The organism is Streptomyces sp. NPDC051064 (assembly GCF_044455985.1).
In the GTDB taxonomy this organism is placed as follows: domain Bacteria; phylum Actinomycetota; class Actinomycetes; order Streptomycetales; family Streptomycetaceae; genus Streptomyces.
Map to the genome: position 1 here is coordinate 218,102 of NZ_JBITFK010000002.1, position 15,895 is coordinate 233,996.

18 protein-coding genes and 3 tRNA genes are annotated in these 15,895 nt (G+C 69.9%); 16 read left to right on the top strand and 5 right to left on the bottom strand.

Translation table 11 applies throughout. The annotated features are described in order from the left end of the window. Positions 1–179 precede the first annotated feature (179 nt). Positions 180–836, bottom strand: coding sequence for an SDR family oxidoreductase (locus tag ACIBCU_RS07750; RefSeq protein WP_362933766.1), 657 nt, complete (start codon positions 834–836; stop codon positions 180–182). 34 nt (positions 837–870) lie between these two features. Next, entirely contained in the window at positions 871–2,094 is a 1,224-nt protein-coding gene (locus tag ACIBCU_RS07755; protein WP_399230017.1) for an amidohydrolase family protein, read from the bottom strand. Between the two features lie 306 nt (positions 2,095–2,400). On the opposite strand from ACIBCU_RS07755, the gene ACIBCU_RS07760 reads away from it, so the two are divergent. From ACIBCU_RS07760 to ACIBCU_RS07795, 8 genes are all read left to right on the top strand, one after another. After that, positions 2,401–2,473 (top strand) — tRNA-Thr (locus ACIBCU_RS07760). A gap of 45 nt (positions 2,474–2,518) precedes the next feature. Further along, positions 2,519–2,591 (top strand) — tRNA-Met (locus ACIBCU_RS07765). Positions 2,592–2,680: 89 nt separating this feature from the next. Next, entirely contained in the window at positions 2,681–2,845 is a 165-nt protein-coding gene (gene rpmG, locus ACIBCU_RS07770) for a 50S ribosomal protein L33 (protein WP_003956487.1), read from the top strand. Between the two features lie 110 nt (positions 2,846–2,955). Then, entirely contained in the window at positions 2,956–3,408 is a 453-nt protein-coding gene (locus tag ACIBCU_RS07775; protein ID WP_399230019.1) for a MaoC family dehydratase N-terminal domain-containing protein, read from the top strand. Then, positions 3,408–3,836 (top strand): MaoC family dehydratase, encoded by a 429-nt coding sequence (locus ACIBCU_RS07780; RefSeq protein WP_362933775.1) that lies wholly within the window; start codon positions 3,408–3,410, stop codon positions 3,834–3,836. Before ACIBCU_RS07775 ends, ACIBCU_RS07780 begins: the two co-directional genes overlap by 1 nt. A 108-nt stretch (positions 3,837–3,944) precedes the next feature. Continuing rightward, a complete protein-coding gene (locus tag ACIBCU_RS07785) occupies positions 3,945–4,499 on the top strand; it encodes a TetR/AcrR family transcriptional regulator (RefSeq protein ID WP_362933778.1) in 555 nt (184 codons plus the stop codon). A 135-nt stretch (positions 4,500–4,634) separates the two neighbouring features. Beyond that, positions 4,635–6,065: an MFS transporter gene (locus tag ACIBCU_RS07790; RefSeq protein ID WP_399230021.1), complete on the top strand. Its 1,431-nt coding sequence runs from the start codon at positions 4,635–4,637 to the stop codon at positions 6,063–6,065. A gap of 64 nt (positions 6,066–6,129) precedes the next feature. Next, positions 6,130–7,185 carry a UDP-N-acetylmuramate dehydrogenase gene (locus ACIBCU_RS07795; RefSeq protein WP_399230023.1) on the top strand — a complete coding sequence of 352 codons (1,056 nt, stop codon included), beginning with the start codon at positions 6,130–6,132 and terminating at the stop codon, positions 7,183–7,185. A 21-nt stretch (positions 7,186–7,206) separates the two neighbouring features. Here the strand turns inward: ACIBCU_RS07795 and ACIBCU_RS07800 are convergent, their stop codons facing one another. Beyond that, positions 7,207–7,842: an NAD(P)-dependent oxidoreductase gene (locus ACIBCU_RS07800; protein WP_399230025.1), complete on the bottom strand. Its 636-nt coding sequence runs from the start codon at positions 7,840–7,842 to the stop codon at positions 7,207–7,209. 87 nt (positions 7,843–7,929) lie between these two features. Between ACIBCU_RS07800 and ACIBCU_RS07805 the strand changes: the two genes are divergently transcribed. After that, on the top strand, positions 7,930–8,511 hold the full coding sequence (locus tag ACIBCU_RS07805) for a TetR/AcrR family transcriptional regulator (protein WP_362933790.1): 582 nt from the start codon (positions 7,930–7,932) through the stop codon (positions 8,509–8,511). Here ACIBCU_RS07805 and ACIBCU_RS07810 read toward each other — a convergent pair. Both ACIBCU_RS07810 and ACIBCU_RS07815 read right to left on the bottom strand, forming a co-directional pair. Beyond that, entirely contained in the window at positions 8,504–9,517 is a 1,014-nt protein-coding gene (locus ACIBCU_RS07810) for an adenosine deaminase (RefSeq protein ID WP_362933792.1), read from the bottom strand. The two genes, ACIBCU_RS07805 and ACIBCU_RS07810, sit on opposite strands and share 8 nt — an antisense overlap. A gap of 123 nt (positions 9,518–9,640) precedes the next feature. Beyond that, positions 9,641–10,867, bottom strand: coding sequence for a pyridoxal phosphate-dependent aminotransferase (locus ACIBCU_RS07815; protein ID WP_362933794.1), 1,227 nt, complete (start codon positions 10,865–10,867; stop codon positions 9,641–9,643). A 214-nt stretch (positions 10,868–11,081) separates the two neighbouring features. On the opposite strand from ACIBCU_RS07815, the gene ACIBCU_RS07820 reads away from it, so the two are divergent. The 7 genes from ACIBCU_RS07820 (at position 11,082) to rplL (ending at position 15,362) form a co-directional block, all read left to right on the top strand. Next, a tRNA-Trp gene (locus tag ACIBCU_RS07820) sits at positions 11,082–11,154 on the top strand. A 106-nt stretch (positions 11,155–11,260) separates the two neighbouring features. Next, complete coding sequence (gene secE, locus ACIBCU_RS07825; RefSeq protein WP_031096325.1) at positions 11,261–11,548, top strand: preprotein translocase subunit SecE; 288 nt, start codon at positions 11,261–11,263, stop codon at positions 11,546–11,548. A gap of 74 nt (positions 11,549–11,622) precedes the next feature. After that, positions 11,623–12,516, top strand: coding sequence for a transcription termination/antitermination protein NusG (gene nusG / locus ACIBCU_RS07830; protein ID WP_362933797.1), 894 nt, complete (start codon positions 11,623–11,625; stop codon positions 12,514–12,516). Positions 12,517–12,694: 178 nt separating this feature from the next. After that, positions 12,695–13,129 carry a 50S ribosomal protein L11 gene (gene rplK / locus ACIBCU_RS07835; RefSeq protein WP_018550660.1) on the top strand — a complete coding sequence of 145 codons (435 nt, stop codon included), beginning with the start codon at positions 12,695–12,697 and terminating at the stop codon, positions 13,127–13,129. Between the two features lie 82 nt (positions 13,130–13,211). Next, positions 13,212–13,934: a 50S ribosomal protein L1 gene (rplA, locus tag ACIBCU_RS07840; protein WP_014154604.1), complete on the top strand. Its 723-nt coding sequence runs from the start codon at positions 13,212–13,214 to the stop codon at positions 13,932–13,934. A 395-nt stretch (positions 13,935–14,329) separates the two neighbouring features. After that, the gene (gene rplJ / locus ACIBCU_RS07845) at positions 14,330–14,893 is read left to right on the top strand and encodes a 50S ribosomal protein L10 (RefSeq protein WP_104788253.1); all 564 of its coding nucleotides are present in this window, start codon (positions 14,330–14,332) and stop codon (positions 14,891–14,893) included. An 85-nt stretch (positions 14,894–14,978) separates the two neighbouring features. Further along, complete coding sequence (gene rplL, locus ACIBCU_RS07850) at positions 14,979–15,362, top strand: 50S ribosomal protein L7/L12 (RefSeq protein WP_362935060.1); 384 nt, start codon at positions 14,979–14,981, stop codon at positions 15,360–15,362. Positions 15,363–15,895 lie beyond the last annotated feature (533 nt).

A 15,895-nucleotide genomic window follows, 5' to 3' on the forward strand; every position in this document is an offset into this window, starting at 1 on the left:
AGTCTCCAAGGCGGCGGGTCATTACCCCGGGGCGTCTACCCCGATCACCCTCCACGTTAGAAACCGCAGCTCAACGGCCGCTATGCGGATGGCCGTCCGCTCCGCTGCGGTTCTCCGCAGGAAGCGGACCTGCGGAAAACCACCTGCGGGGGAGTGAGCCGGTCCGGCGGCCCCCGCACTCAGTTCCCGGCGACGTCCTTCACCGCGACCGCAACGGGCTTGCTCCCGCTGATCAGCTCCAGCGTCAGACCCGCCGTCGCGGAGGTGTCCAGCAGCTCCGTCAGCACCGCCGCCACGTCGTCGCGGGGGATCGGGCCGCGGCCCGTCGAGGCGGCGAGCAGGACCTGGCCGGTCCCGGCGTCGTTCGTGAGCATGCCGGGGCGCAGGATCGTCCAGTCCAGGCCGCTCCTGGAACGTACGTACGCGTCCGCCTCGCCCTTGGCCCGCTGGTAGACGTCGAAGACCTCGTCGCCGGTGTGATCCGGGTCGGCGCCCATGGAGGACACCACGATGTAGCGCCGCACTCCCGCCTGTTCCGCCGCGTCCGCGAAGAGAACGGCCGCTCCGCGGTCCACCGTGTCCTTGCGGGCCGAACCGCTGTTCGGGCCGGCGCCGGCCGCGAAGACCGCGGCGTCCGCGCCCCGCAGGACCTCCGCCGCCTCCTCGACGGACGCCGATTCGAGGTCGAGGACGACGGGCTCGGCGCCCGCCGCCCTCAGGTCGTCACTCTGCTCCGGATTCCGGATGACGCCCACCGCTTCGTCACCGCGCGCGGCGAGCAGCCGCTCGAGCCGCAGCGCGATCTGACCATGTCCACCTGCAATGACAATGCGCATGCTTCCGACCGTACGCCGCGGGGAGCGCTCGTGCTCAAGGCCCGCCGCCGGGGCCGGAATCGGTGCGTCCCTGACGGGGGAGGTCGAGGGCCGACGAGGCGGCCCCGGAGTCGCGGTACTCACGTACGGCACTGGTCCGCGCCACCACGCGCCCCCGGTGCACGACGATCCTGCTGTACGCGAGGGAGAGCGCTCCGGCGAGCCCGTCCCCGCGCACGGCGAGCAGCTCGGCGGGGAAGCCGGCCTCGACGCGCACCCCGGGCAGGCCCAGGGCCGCCCTGGCGTCGCCGGAGACGGCGTCGTAGGCGTCTTCGGGGCGGAGACCCTCCTGCGAGGCCAGCAGGTACGCCGCCTCCAGGGGGTCGCCCCGGCCGACGGGGTTGGAGGCGTCACGCAGGGCTCCGCTGCCCGCGGCCACCCGCACCCCGGCGTCCCGCAGCAGCCGTACGGGCGGGGTGCCGCGGAGCCGGGCCTCGGAACAGCCGCCCTGCGGGAGGCAGACCACGGTCACGGCCGCGGCGGCGAGCCGGTCGGCGGCGCGGGCCGCCTCGTCGCCGGGAAGCCGCGAGAGGCCCGCGCAGGGTCCGATGCAGACGCCCGGGCGGAGCCCGCCGGCCATGGCGGTCAGCCGGGCGAGCCGGGCCGGGTCGTCACCGTCCGTGTGCAGGTCGACGGGGAGCCCGTGGGCGGCGGCGAGATCCAGGACGGCTTCGGCGTGACCGGCCGGATCGGGGTCGAGGTCGGGGCAGCCGCCGACCACGCCCGCCCCCATGTCCACGGCGTCACGGAGCACGGCGAGGCCGTCGGCGCCCGCCACCCCGGTGAGGAGCCGGGGCACGGCGACGGCGGTCAGGTCGGTGAGGCCCCGCAGGGAACGGCGGGCCGCCAGCACGCCCTCCAGCAGGCCGAGCTCCTGTACGCCGCCGACGCGCACATGGGCGCGCAGCGCGGTGGCGCCGTGGCTGAGCTGGAGCAGCGCGGCCTCGGTGGCACGGCGCCGGACGTCCTCGGGGCGGTGGGACGGCGAGCCCCCCGTGGTGGCGGTGAGCGCCGTGCCGGGGTGGGCGTGGGGCTCCGCAGGGGCGGGCAGCAGGAGGTATCCGCGCAGGTCCAGGCGGATGCCGGGGGTGGTGAGGCTGCCCGCCGTCCCGACGGCCTCGATGCGCTGCCCGCCGATCCGCACGTCGACGGAGCGCCCGTCCGTGAGCCGTGCCCCGCTGAGGAGGAGCCCGGGCGCCTCGCCGGGACTTTCGGGCATCGCAGCGCTCCTGGAAGTCCTGGACGAAACGCAAGATCACGCAGAGTGCGCCGAGCCTAGGCCGGGTCCCGCTGCACTCCGAGGAGGAGCGAATTAGTCGTACGAATGTGGCCTTGCGGGGCAGGCGGTGGGAGCGGCGTCAGGGGGGCCCGTGGGCCTGCCCGTGGAGGTGGCGTACGTGCTGATCAAGGGCCTGATCAGGGGGGCGGCCACCAGGGCCGTCCGGGGGCCGGGAGGGGGTCCGGTGCGGGAAGCGGAAACGGATTTGGGCGATCGGCGACAGAGCGTGTAATGTCTTCCTCGCTCGCCCCAATAGCTCAGTCGGTAGAGCGTCTCCATGGTAAGGAGAAGGTCTGCGGTTCGATTCCGCATTGGGGCTCTGGTGACCGGGTGACCCCGCTTCGGCGGGGAAACTCGTCATCAAAGCGGTGTAGCTCAGTCGGTAGAGCAAGCGGCTCATAATCGCTGTGTCACCGGTTCAAGTCCGGTCACCGCTACTAACGGTAGCCGATTGTGGGGTCGGTCCTTCGATCGGCTACTCTTTTTTGCGTTCGTCCGTCCATCCGTCCGTCCAAGGAGCACTCACGTGGCTGCCACCGACGTCCGCCCGAAGATCACGCTGGCCTGCGTGGAGTGCAAGGAGCGGAACTACATCACCAAGAAGAACCGGCGTAACAACCCGGACCGTCTTGAGATGAAGAAGCACTGCCCGCGCTGCAACTCGCACACCGCGCACCGCGAAACGCGCTGAAACAGGCTCGTACACGAGGCCGTCCCCACTGGGGGCGGCCTCGTGTCGTTTATCTTGATGACTCGGGTGGTCAACGCCCCATTCGACTTTCACCAGGAGGTACCGGGCTCATGGCGCTCGACCAGTCCTTCGTGGGGCGGACCTATCCGCCCACTCCGGCGTACGAGGTCGGCCGGGAGAAGATCCGGGAGTTCGCGGAGGCGGTGGGTGACGCCAATCCCGCGTACGTGAATCCGGAGGCCGCCAAGGCCTTGGGGTACTCGGATGTGATCGCCCCGCCCACGTTCGTCTTCTCCATCACCTTCAAGGCCGCGGGCCAGGTGGTGCAGGACCCGCAGCTGGGCCTGGACTACAGCCGCGTGGTGCACGGTGACCAGAAGTTCGCCTACGTGCGTCCCGTGCGGGCGGGTGACCGGCTGACGGTCACCTCGACGATCGAGGCCATCAAGACGATGGCGGGCAACGACATCGTGGACGTCCGCGGCGAGGTGCACGACGAGTCCGGTGAGCACGTGGTGACCGCATGGACCAAGCTGGTGGCGCGCGCCGCCGAGGAGGCGTGATGACGGCGAGCATCGCCTACGAGGCGGTCGAGGTCGGTACGGAGCTGCCGGCGCAGTCGTTCCCGGTGACCCGGGCCACACTGGTGCAGTACGCGGGCGCCTCCGGTGACTTCAACCCGATCCACTGGAACGAGAAGTTCGCGCGCGAGGTCGGTCTGCCCGACGTGATCGCGCACGGCATGTTCACCATGGCCGAAGCGATCCGGGTCGTCACGGACTGGGCCGGTGACCCGGGCGCGGTCGTCGAGTACGGCGTGCGGTTCACCAAGCCGGTCGTCGTGCCGAACGACGACAGCGGGGCGCTGATCGAGGTCAGCGGCAAGGTCGCCGCGAAGCTGGACGACAACACCGTCCGGGTCGACCTGATCGCCATGAGCGACGGCAAGAAGGTGCTGGGCATGTCCCGCGCCGTCGTCCGCCTCGCCTGAGCGGCGCAGCCACCGAGCGGAGGGGTGCCCACGCGGCGTCCCTCCGCTGTCGGCTTCCACGCGGACGCCGCCCTTGACATGTTAGTGAGTGACCAATAACTTACGGGCATGGCAAGGATGAGCGCAGAGGACAGGCGGGAGAGCGTCGTGCGGGCGGCGGTCGCCGAGTTCGCCCGCAGCGGGTACAACGGCACCTCGACGGAGGCGATCGCCAAGCGGGTCGGCGTCTCGCAGCCGTATCTGTTCCGGCTCTTCCCCGGCAAGCAGGCCATCTTCCTCGCCGCGTCCGAGCGGTGCCTCGCGGACACCCGGGAGGTGTTCCAGCGGGCGGCCGAGGGGCTGGAGGGGGAGGAGCTGTCGCAGGCCCTGGCTCAGGCGTACCAGCGGCTGATCGTGGACGACCCCGACAAGCTGCTGATGCAGATGCAGATGTACGCGGCTGTCGCGGCGGCCGAGGCGGCGGGTGACCACGAGTTCGGTGAGCGCCTGCGGCTCGGCTGGGTGGCGATGTGGGACGAGATCCACCTCCTGCTGGGGGCGGACCAGGGTGAGACCACGTCGTTCCTGGCCTACGGCATGCTCATCAACGCGCTGGCCTCGATGGGCTTTCCGGCCGGTCATCGCGTGTGGTCCGGCTTCCATCTCGCGACCGGGCCCAGTTGACCGGGCGGCGCCACCCGCCGGGACCACTCGTCGGCGGGGCGGCTCCGTCCGGGGGCGCCGGAAGCCCTCGGTGGTCCACCCGTTCTCCTGTCCGCTGAAGTTAGTCATGGATAACTAACCCTTGGGGGGGTAGCAGTGAAGCAGCAAGCATCCAGTCGTGGGGGAGCCGTCTGGGCCCTCGTCATCACGAGCGTCGCCGGATTCATGGCGGCACTCGACAACCTCGTCGTCACCACCGCCCTGCCGTCCATCCGCGAGAGCCTCGGTGGCCGGCTGGAGGAGCTCGAGTGGACGGTGAACGCCTACACCCTCACCTTCGCGGTGCTGCTGATGACGGGCGCCGCACTCGGTGACCGCTTCGGCCGGCGCCGGCTCTTCCTCGTCGGCCTCTCGGTCTTCACCGCCGCCTCCGCGGCCGCCGCCCTCTCACCGGGGATCAACGAACTCATCGCCTTCCGGGCCGTCCAGGGCGTCGGGGCCGCGGTCATGATGCCGCTCACCCTCACTCTGCTCACCGCCGCGGTCCCGCCCGCCAGGCGCGGCATGGCGCTCGGATTCTTCGGCGCGGTCACCGGACTCGCGGTCGCCAGCGGCCCCCTGATCGGCGGGAGCCTCACCGAACACGTCTCCTGGCAGTGGATCTTCTGGCTCAACGTCCCGGTCGGCCTGATCCTGCTGCCCCTGGCACGACTGCGGCTGGCCGAGTCCTACGCCCCCGAGGCGCGGCTCGACGTACCCGGCACCCTCCTGGTCAGCGGAGGCCTCTTCGGCATCGTCTACGCGCTCGTCAGCAGCACCAGCGACGGCTGGACCGAGCCGCTCGTGCTGACCGGGCTGATCGCGGGGACGCTCCTCCTGGGCGTCTTCGTCCGCCACGGGTTCCGCGCGAAGAACCCCGTCCTGCCCATGCGGCTCTTCCGCGACCGGGCCTTCTTCGGCATCAACATGGCGAGCCTGCTGATGTTCCTGGGCATGTTCGGCTCGATCTTCCTGCTCAGCCAGTTCCTCCAGAACGTGCTGGGCTACTCGCCGACCGAGGCGGGCCTGCGGATGCTGCCGTGGACCGGGATGCCGATGCTGGTGGCGCCCGTCGCCGGATATCTGGCCGACCGGTTCGGCGGCCGCCCCGTGGTGGTGACCGGCCTCGCCCTCCAGGCGGTGGGTCTCGGCCTCTTCGCTGCGGTCCTGGAACCGGACGTCTCCTATGCGGCCCAGCTGCCCGGCCTGATCGTCGGCGGCATCGGCATGGCCCTGTACTTCGCGCCGGCCGCCAGCCTCGTGATGTCCAGCGTCAGGCCGGGGGAGCAGGGCATCGCCTCCGGGGCCAACAACGCCCTGCGCGAGGTCGGGGGTGCCCTCGGGGTCGCCGTGCTGGCCGCGGTCTTCTCCGCCCAGGGCGGATACGGGTCCCCGCAGGCCTTCACCGACGGGACCGTGCCGGCCGTATGGATCGGTGCCGGTGTGGTGGCCGTCGCCGCGCTCACGGCCGTGCTCATCCCGCGCCGCGGGCGGGCGACCGGCCCGGCGCCCGAATCCTCCGAGGAGCGTGTGTCCGTCGCCGCCTGACCTCCCGTCCCCGTCCGTACGGTCCATGGCCCGCTCCCGGGACGTGGACCGTACTCTTGTCCCCGTGCAGGAACTCCACGACGCCCCCCTCGCCCCCCTGACCACCTTCCGGCTCGGCGGTCCGGCCAACCGCCTCCTGACGGCCACCACCGACGCGGAGGTGATCGCCGCCGTACGCGAGGCCGACGACAGCGGCACCCCCCTCCTGGTCGTCGGCGGCGGTTCCAACCTGGTCATCGGAGACAAGGGCTTCGACGGGACGGCCCTGCGCATCGCGACCAAGGGCTTCGAGCTCTCCGGTACGGCGCTCGAACTGGCCGCCGGCGAGGTCTGGACCGACGCCGTGGCCCGTACGGTCGAGGCGGGGCTGGCCGGGATCGAATGCCTCGCCGGGATCCCCGGGTCCGCCGGGGCGACACCGATCCAGAACGTCGGCGCCTACGGGCAGGAGGTGTCCTCGGTCATCACCGAGGTCGTCGCCTACGACCGGCACACCCGGGAGACGGTCACCCTTCCGAACGAGGCGTGCGCGTTCTCGTACCGCCACAGCCGCTTCAAGGCCGAGCCGGACCGTTTCGTCGTTCTGCGGGTCCGGTTCGGTCTCGAGGACGCGGGCGGACAGTCGGCGCCCCTCCTCTACCCCGAGACGGCCAGGGCCATGGGTGTCGAACAGGGTGACCGCGTTCCCGCCGTCTCGGCCAGCGAAACCGTCCTCCGGCTGAGGGCGGGCAAGGGGATGGTGCTCGATCCGGAGGACCACGACACCTGGTCGGCCGGGTCCTTCTTCACCAACCCGATCCTCGACGAGGCGGAGCACGCGCTCTTCCTCTCCCGCGCCGCCGAGCGCCTGGGCGCGGACGTCACGCCCCCTGCCTTCCCCACGGGCGACGGACGGGTGAAGATCTCGGCCGCCTGGCTCATCGACAAGGCCGGCTTCACCAAGGGGTACGGCGCCGGCCCCGCCCGCATCTCCACCAAGCACACGCTCGCCCTCACCAACCGGGGCGGCGCGACCACCGAGGACCTGCTGGCCCTGGCCCGCGAGGTCGTCGCCGGGGTGCACGAGGCCTTCGGGGTCACCCTCGTCAACGAACCGGTGACGGTGGGCGTCAGCCTCTAGCCGGGCGCGGGGGCGCCGCGCTCAGTAGGCGACCCCCACACCCTGCTTCACCGCAGCCGGATCGTCGACCAGCGCCAGCATCGCGTGGGCCACATCGGCCCGCGCGATGGACCGGCCGCTGCGCGGGGAGCCGCCCACGACCGTCCGGTAGGTCCCCGTCAGCGGGCCGTTCGTCAGCTTCGGCGGCCGCACCGACGTCCAGTCCGTCGCACTGGCGGCCAGCGCTGCCTCCATGCGCGTCAGATCCGCGTACACCTCCTTGAGGACCGCGCCGATCACCCTGCGGACCGCCCGGTCCAGCAGCGGGTCGTCCGCCGGCTCCGGGCCGACCGGGGCCGCACTCACGACCACCAGCCGCCGCACCCCCTCCGCCTCCATGGCCTCCAGCACCTGCCCGGTGAGCCGCTCCGCGACGTCACCGGCCTTCCGGCCGCGGGCCCCGAGCCCGGAGAGCACGGCGTCCCGCCCCGCGACCGCCTCGCGCACCGCCGCCCCGTCGCCCAGCGGGACGACCGCGTGCAGGGCCGCGCCACCGAGCCCGTCCGGGAGCCGGGCGGGGTCACGGACCACCGCCGTCACCTCGTGCCCCGCCGCCAGCGCCTGCCGCACGACCTCCTGGCCGATTGCCCCCGTCGCCCCGAACACTGTGAGCCTCATCGCGCCGCCCTCCTGAGTGGGTGAGTAATCACTTACCCATAGGGTGAGTGGACGCTCACCCTTTCGTCAAGCCTTGCTGGAGCATTCATGGAGCAGAAGCCGGCCCGCGTCCGCATCGTCGATGCGGCTCATGAGCTCATGCTCGGCATCGGTCTCGCACGGACGACGACGAAGGAGATCGCCAAGGCGGCCGGCTGCTCCGAAGCGGCGCTGTACAAGTACTTCGCGAGCAAGGAAGAGCTCTTCGTGACCGTCCTCGGCGAACGCATGCCGAGGCTCGGCCCGCTCCTGGGGGACCTGGAGGCGGGTGAAGGGGATCTGGAACAGAACCTCACCGAGGTCGCCCGCCAGGCCGCGCTCTTCTACGAGCAGACCTTCCCGGTCCTCGCCTCGCTGTACGCCGAGCCCCGCCTCAAGCGCCGTCACGAAGCGGCGATGCGCGAGATGGGCACCGGCCCGCACAAGCCGATCCAGGGCCTCGACGCCTATCTCCGCGCCGAACAGCGGGCGGGCCGCGTCGTTCCCGGGGCCGACACCTACGCGGCGGCATCGCTCCTGCTGGGCGCCTGCGCCCAGCGAGCCTTCGCCTACGAGATGGGCGGGGCCCCGCAGCCGCTGGACGACTTCGCCGCGTCCCTCGCCCGCACCCTGCTGGGCGGCATCAGCTAGCCAGCCACGCGTCGATCCCGTCCAGCAGCTTCTCCCGCACCTCGACGGGCGCCACCGATCCCCGCACGGACTGCCGCGCCAGCTCGGCCAGCTCCTCGTCCGTGAACGCGTGATGGCGGCGTACGAGGTCGTACTGCGCGGCCAGCCGGGAACCGAAGAGCAGTGGGTCGTCCGCGCCGAGCGCCATCGGCACCCCTGCCTCGAACAGAGTGCGCAGGGGTACGTCGGCGGGCTTCTCGTAGACGCCGAGCGCCACATTGGACGCGGGGCAGACCTCGCAGGTCACCCCCCGCTCCGCGAGCCTGCGCAGCAGCCTCGGATCCTCGGCCGCCCGCACGCCGTGCCCGACCCGGAACGCGTCGAGGTCGTCCAGGCAGTCCCGGACGCTGGACGGGCCCGACAGCTCGCCGCCGTGCGGGGCCGCGATCAGTCCGCCCTCGCGGGCGATGGCGAAGGCACGGTCGAAGTCGCGGGCCATCCCGCGGCGTTCGTCGTTGGAGAGCCCGAAGCCGATGACGCCCCGGTCCGCGTACCGCACGGCGAGCCGGGCCAGCGTTCGGGCGTCCAGCGGATGCTTCATCCGGTTCGCCGCGATCACCACCCGGATCCCGAGCCCGGTCTCGCGGGCCGCACGGTCCACGGCGTCCAGGATGATCTCGATCGCCGGGATGAGCCCTCCGAGCAGCGGGGCGTACGAGGTCGGGTCGACCTGGATCTCCAGCCACCCGGAGCCGTCCGCGACGTCCTCCATGGCGGTCTCGCGCACGAGCCGCTGGATGTCCTCCGGCGAGCGGAGGCAGGACCGGGCGATGTCGTACAGGCGCTGGAAACGGAACCAGCCGCGCTCGTCGGTCGCCCGCAGCTTGGGCGGCTCACCACCGGTCAGGGCATCGGGCAGATGCACGCCGTACTTGTCCGCGAGTTCGAGCAGGGTCGTGGGCCGCATCGACCCGGTGAAGTGCAGGTGCAGGTGGGCCTTGGGCAACAGCCGTACGTCACGCTCCATCGATCGATCTTGCCGCACCCGAGGGGCGCGGCGGTAGCGGGATGCCCATGTGAGTTACCCGTCGAACAAAAAAGTGGCCCCGGCCGGAGCCGGGGGCCACTCCACTCAGGTGGGTCTCCCGCGTCAGTCGCGGGCCTCGCCCAGCAGCTTCTGGAGCCGGGAGATGCCCTCGACGAGGTCGTCGTCGCCCAGCGCGTAGGAGAGCCGCAGGTACCCCGGCGTACCGAACGCCTCGCCCGGCACCACGGCGACCTCGGCCTCGTCCAGGATGAGGGCCGCGAGCTCGACGGAGTCCGCGGGGCGCCTGCCGCGGATCTCCTTGCCGAGCAGTGCCTTCACCGACGGGTACGCGTAGAACGCGCCCTCGGGCTCGGGGCAGAGCACGCCGTCGATCTCGTTGAGCATGTGCACGATCGTCTTGCGTCGGCGGTCGAAGGCGGTCCGCATCTCGGCGACCGCGTCCAGGCTCCCCGTGAGGGCGGCCAGCGCGGCGGCCTGCGCGACGTTGTTGACGTTGGAGGTGGCGTGCGACTGCAGGTTGGTCGCGGCCTTCACGATGTCCTTCGGGCCGATGATCCAGCCCACCCGCCAGCCGGTCATGGCGTACGTCTTGGCGACACCGTTGACCACGATGCACTTGTCACGCAGCTCGGGCACGACCGCGGGGAGCGAGGCGGCGGCCGCGTCCCCGTAGACCAGGTGCTCGTAGATCTCGTCCGTCATCACCCAGAGGCCGTGCTCGACGGCCCAGCGGCCGATCGCCTCGGTCTCGGCCTCGCTGTAGACCGCGCCCGTCGGGTTGGACGGGGAGACGAACAGGACGACCTTCGTGCGCTCGGTGCGCGCGGCCTCGAGCTGCTCGACCGAGACCCGGTAGCCGGTGGTCTCGTCGGCCACGACGTCGACCGGGACACCGCCGGCGAGACGGATGGACTCGGGGTAGGTCGTCCAGTACGGCGCGGGGACGATGACCTCGTCGCCCGGGTCGAGGACCGCGGCGAAGGCCTCGTAGATGGCCTGCTTGCCGCCGTTGGTCACCAGGACCTGGGAGGCGTCGACCTCGTAGCCGGAGTCGCGCAGCGTCTTCGCCACGATGGCGGCCTTGAGCTCGGGGAGCCCGCCCGCCGGGGTGTAGCGGTGGTACTTCGGGTTTCGGCACGCCTCGATGGCGGCGTCCACGATGTAACCGGGGGTCGGGAAGTCGGGCTCGCCGGCGCCGAAGCCGATCACCGGACGCCCGGCGGCCTTGAGGGCCTTGGCCTTGGCGTCGACGGCGAGGGTGGCGGACTCGGAGATCGCACCGATGCGGGCCGAAACCCGGCGCTCGGACGGAGAAGTTGCAGCGCTCATGCCCCCCATGCTCGCAGACCGGAAAACCCCTCGGCACAGGGGTTTCAGGGACCGGACAGGACTCGGACAGCATCCGGGCAGGACCGGTCGGTTGTTGTCTGTTCGACGCGGCGCCCCTGAGCACGTACACTCACCTGTCGTTGGCCTTCATCAGCCACACCGTTTTCCCAACCGGCCCACCGGGGAAGATGCGGTAGGTTGGTGGAAACCACAAAGGGTCGTAGCTCAATTGGTAGAGCACTGGTCTCCAAAACCAGCGGTTGGGGGTTCAAGTCCCTCCGGCCCTGCTACACACTCCTTCGCCAGGATGTGTGCGCATGTACGTACTTCAATGCACCGCCGTGCGGCTCCACCGGGCGCGGCACGGCCACGACCCGGAATCAGGTGAGTAGCGTGACGGACGCCGTGGGCTCCATCGACATGCCTGATGCCGAGGACGAAGCCCCCGAGTCGAAGAAGAAGACCCGGAAGGGCGGCAAGCGCGGCAAGAAGGGCCCTCTGGGCCGTCTCGCGCTGTTCTACCGCCAGATCGTCGCCGAGCTCCGCAAGGTCGTATGGCCGACGCGCAGCCAGCTGTCGACGTACACGGCCGTGGTGATCGTGTTCGTGGTCGTCATGATCGGTCTCGTCACCGTGATTGACTTCGGATTCGCGCGGGTCATCAAGTACGTCTTCGGCTGATCCCCGCGGAGGGCGCCTCATCGGCGCCCCTTTCGCATGTTCCACCCATTTGTATCCAGGAAGAAGCAGCCATCGTGTCTGACCCGAACCTGAACGACGACGCCGAGCCCACGGCGAGCGCCGTCGAGTCCGCCGAGGACGAGCTCGACATCGTCGAGGCGGCGGATGCCGTGGCCCCGGACCAGGTCGACGCTGCTGACGCCGCCGCGGGCGAGCCCGCCGAGCAGGATGCCGTGCGTGTCGAGTCCGACGATGCCGCCCAGGACGAAGAGGCCGCCGAGGACGAAGAGGCAGCGGAAGAGTCCGCCGCCGACGAGTCCGACGAGGAGGAGGCCGAGCCGGCCGCCCCCGTCGACGCCGTCGCCGCCCTGCGCGAAGAGCTCCGTGGGCTTCCCGGCGAGTGGTACGTCATCCACACGTACGCCGGTTACGAGAAGCGCGTGAAGGCCAACCTGGAGCAGCGCGCCGTCTCGCTCAACGTCGAGGACTTCATCTACCAGGCCGAGGTGCCCGAGGAAGAGATCGTCCAGATCAAGAACGGTGAGCGGAAGAACGTCCGTCAGAACAAGCTCCCGGGATACGTCCTGGTGCGCATGGACCTGACGAACGAGTCCTGGGGTGTTGTCCGCAACACCCCCGGCGTCACCGGCTTCGTGGGCAACGCCTACGACCCGTACCCGCTGACCCTGGACGAGATCGTCAAGATGCTCGCCCCCGAGGCCGAGGAGAAGGCGGCCCGCGAGGCGGCCGAGGCCGAGGGCAAGCCGGCTCCGGCCCGCAAGGTCGAGGTCCAGGTCCTGGACTTCGAGGTGGGCGACTCGGTCACCGTCACCGACGGCCCGTTCGCGACCCTGCAGGCGACGATCAACGAGATCAACGCCGACTCGAAGAAGGTCAAGGGCCTCGTCGAGATCTTCGGTCGCGAGACCCCGGTCGAGCTCAGCTTCGACCAGATCCAGAAGAACTGACGGCCTTTCGGCCCGTCTCTGGACACATGCCTACCGAGCAGGTCAGACAGGCTTCGCAGCCGGTCTGACCTGCTCGGTTTTTGGTCGCGCAGCTATACCCGTTATCGTTGTGCGGTATGCCTCCATCCGGATGACCGGAATGGCGGCGAAACACTCTCACTAGGACCCGGAGAGAGCAATGCCTCCCAAGAAGAAGAAGGTCACGGGGCTTATCAAGCTCCAGATCAACGCCGGTGCGGCCAACCCGGCGCCGCCGGTCGGTCCCGCACTGGGCCAGCACGGCGTCAACATCATGGAGTTCTGCAAGGCCTACAACGCCGCGACCGAGTCGCAGCGTGGCATGGTCGTGCCGGTGGAGATCACGGTCTACGAGGACCGCTCCTTCACCTTCATCACGAAGACTCCGCCGGCCGCCAAGCTGATCCTCAAGGCCGCGGGTGTGGACAAGGGCTCCGGCGAGCCGCACAAGACCAAGGTCGCCAAGCTCACGGCCGACCAGGTCCGCGAGATCGCCACGACCAAGCTCCCCGACCTGAACGCCAACGACCTCGACGCCGCGTCGAAGATCATCGCTGGCACCGCCCGTTCCATGGGCATCACGGTCGAAGGCTGAGTCAGCCCCGTAGCCCCACAGTGGTAGGACCAAGCGCTGGTCCGCACCACGACTCCACACTCTGAAAACCACAGGAGTAGATGTGAAGCGCAGCAAGAACCTCCGCGCTGCGGACGCGAAGATCGACCGGGAGCGTACGTACGCCCCGCTCGAGGCCGTCCGTCTCGCCAAGGACACCGCCGCCACCAAGTTCGACGGCACCGTCGAGGTCGCGTTCTGCCTGGGTGTTGACCCTCGCAAGGCCGACCAGATGGTCCGTGGCACCGTGAACCTCCCGCACGGCACCGGCAAGACCGCCCGGGTCCTGGTCTTCGCGACCGGTGACCGTGCTGCGGCCGCGGAAGCCGCGGGCGCCGACATCGTCGGCGCCGACGAGCTCATCGACGAGGTGGCGAAGGGCCGTCTGGACTTCGACGCCGTCGTCGCCACGCCGGACCTCATGGGCAAGGTCGGCCGTCTGGGCCGCGTGCTCGGTCCGCGTGGTCTGATGCCGAACCCGAAGACCGGCACCGTCACCCCGGATGTCGTCAAGGCTGTCAACGACATCAAGGGCGGAAAGATCGAGTTCCGCGTCGACAAGCACTCGAACCTGCACTTCATCATCGGAAAGACCTCTTTCGATGACACGAAGCTGGTCGAGAACTACGGCGCGGCGCTGGAGGAGATCCTCCGTCTGAAGCCGTCCGCCGCGAAGGGTCGCTTCATCAAGAAGGCGACCATGAGCACGACGATGGGCCCCGGCATCCCGCTGGACGCCAACCGCGTGCGCAACCTCCTCGTCGAGGAGGACCCGGCCGCCGTCTGAGCCCCCGTGCTCACCCGGTAGCCGCCGTCACGGCATGGGACGGGCCCCGCAGCCTCCTCGGAGGCTGCGGGGCCCGTCCTCGTACGTACAGGTGCTCCGCGGGCCGTCCGAACGGCGTTCAAACCTCTCGCACCGGTCGAACCGGGACGGATTTGCTCCGAACGGCCCCGGTCGCGTACGCTCACCAGGAAGCCAAAGACCGCTGGTCGTCGCCGCGTCCTCGTAAGGGGAAACGGTGACCGAAGGATCCGTCAAGACGGGCGACCTGCGCAGGTGACTGTGGAAAGCTCCCGGATCCGTCCGGTCGAGCTACGCCCTGGCGCCTGCGCCGGGGCGTTTCGTCTTTCCCGGCCCCTTCTGAGCGGTCCTCATCACCCGGAAGGAGGCCGACGCTCATGGCAAGGCCCGACAAGGCTGCCGCGGTAGCCGAGCTGACGGACCAGTTCCGCAGCTCGAACGCCGCCGTGCTGACCGAGTACCGGGGTCTCACCGTGGCACAGCTCAAGGAGCTGCGCCGTTCGCTCGGTGAGAACGCCCAGTACGCCGTGGTGAAGAACACGCTGACCAAGATTGCGGCCAACGAGGCCGGGATCGACACGCTGGACGACCTGTTCTCGGGTCCGACGGCGGTTGCCTTCGTCACCGGTGACCCGGTGGAGTCGGCGAAGGGTCTTCGTGACTTCGCCAAGGACAACCCCAACCTCATCATCAAGGGCGGTGTCCTTGACGGTAAGGCGCTGTCCGCCGATGAGATCAAGAAGCTCGCGGACCTCGAGTCCCGCGAGGTTCTGCTCGCCAAGCTGGCCGGCGCCATGAAGGGCAAGCAGACTCAGGCTGCGCAGCTCTTCCAGGCTCTGCCGTCGAAGTTCGTCCGCACCGCGGAAGCGCTTCGCGCCAAGAAGGCCGAGCAGGGCGGTGCCGGTACGCCGGCTCCCGCCGATGCCGAGGTGGCGGAGTAACACTCCGCCCCACGGCTCGCAGCGGGCCCGTACGCCCGCCTACATAAACAACCGGCACCTGCCGAATTAGTGGAAGGACGCCATCATGGCGAAGCTCAGCCAGGAAGACCTGCTCGCTCAGTTCGAGGAGCTCACCCTCATCGAGCTCTCCGAGTTCGTGAAGGCCTTCGAGGAGAAGTTCGACGTCACCGCCGCCGCGGCCGTCGCCGTTGCCGGTCCCGCCCAGGGCGGCGCCCCGGCCGAGGCCGAGGCCGAGCAGGACGAGTTCGACGTCATCCTCACGGGTGCCGGCGAGAAGAAGATCCAGGTCATCAAGGTTGTGCGTGAGCTGACCTCGCTGGGTCTGAAGGAGGCCAAGGACCTCGTCGACGGCACCCCGAAGCCGGTCCTCGAGAAGGTCGCCAAGGAGGCCGCCGAGAAGGCTGCCGAGTCCCTCAAGGCCGCCGGCGCTTCCGTCGAGGTCAAGTGACCCTGCGAGTCCTCTGACTCCTCAGGACCGTCTCTGCCGCAAGGCGGGGATGTCACATCGCGAAGGGCGATCACCCATCCGGGTGGTCGCCCTTTGGCGTGCCCCCGGAGGCTGCCTTGATCTTCCGTGCGCGACGAGTAGGGTGATCTTCGCCGTGCGTTCCTCCGGGGGCGCCGCGAGGCGTCAACCGGCGTCCTTCCGGCGCAGGTGAAGATCGCCGGGCGTCCGCCGGACCCCCCGGGGCCTTGACGAACCGCACGCGGCGCGCAATTCTCAGGACGCGTCGTCATCTCGATCCGCATCCGAGGCATGGATCGAGAGCGAAGAGGGCAGTAAAGAAGAGCGCACACCGCGCGAGGGCTATTCATAGGTGTTGAGAACAGCTGTTGAGAGCAACGTGGGTCTCTGAGAACCCCGACTGGACATCAGTGTGCCGCTTGGCTACACTGACCCTTTGCGCTGCCTGTTAGCTGCCTCCTGCCCGTCACCAGGGGCATGCCCACGCCTAGCACCGATGACCGGACATTCCCTGA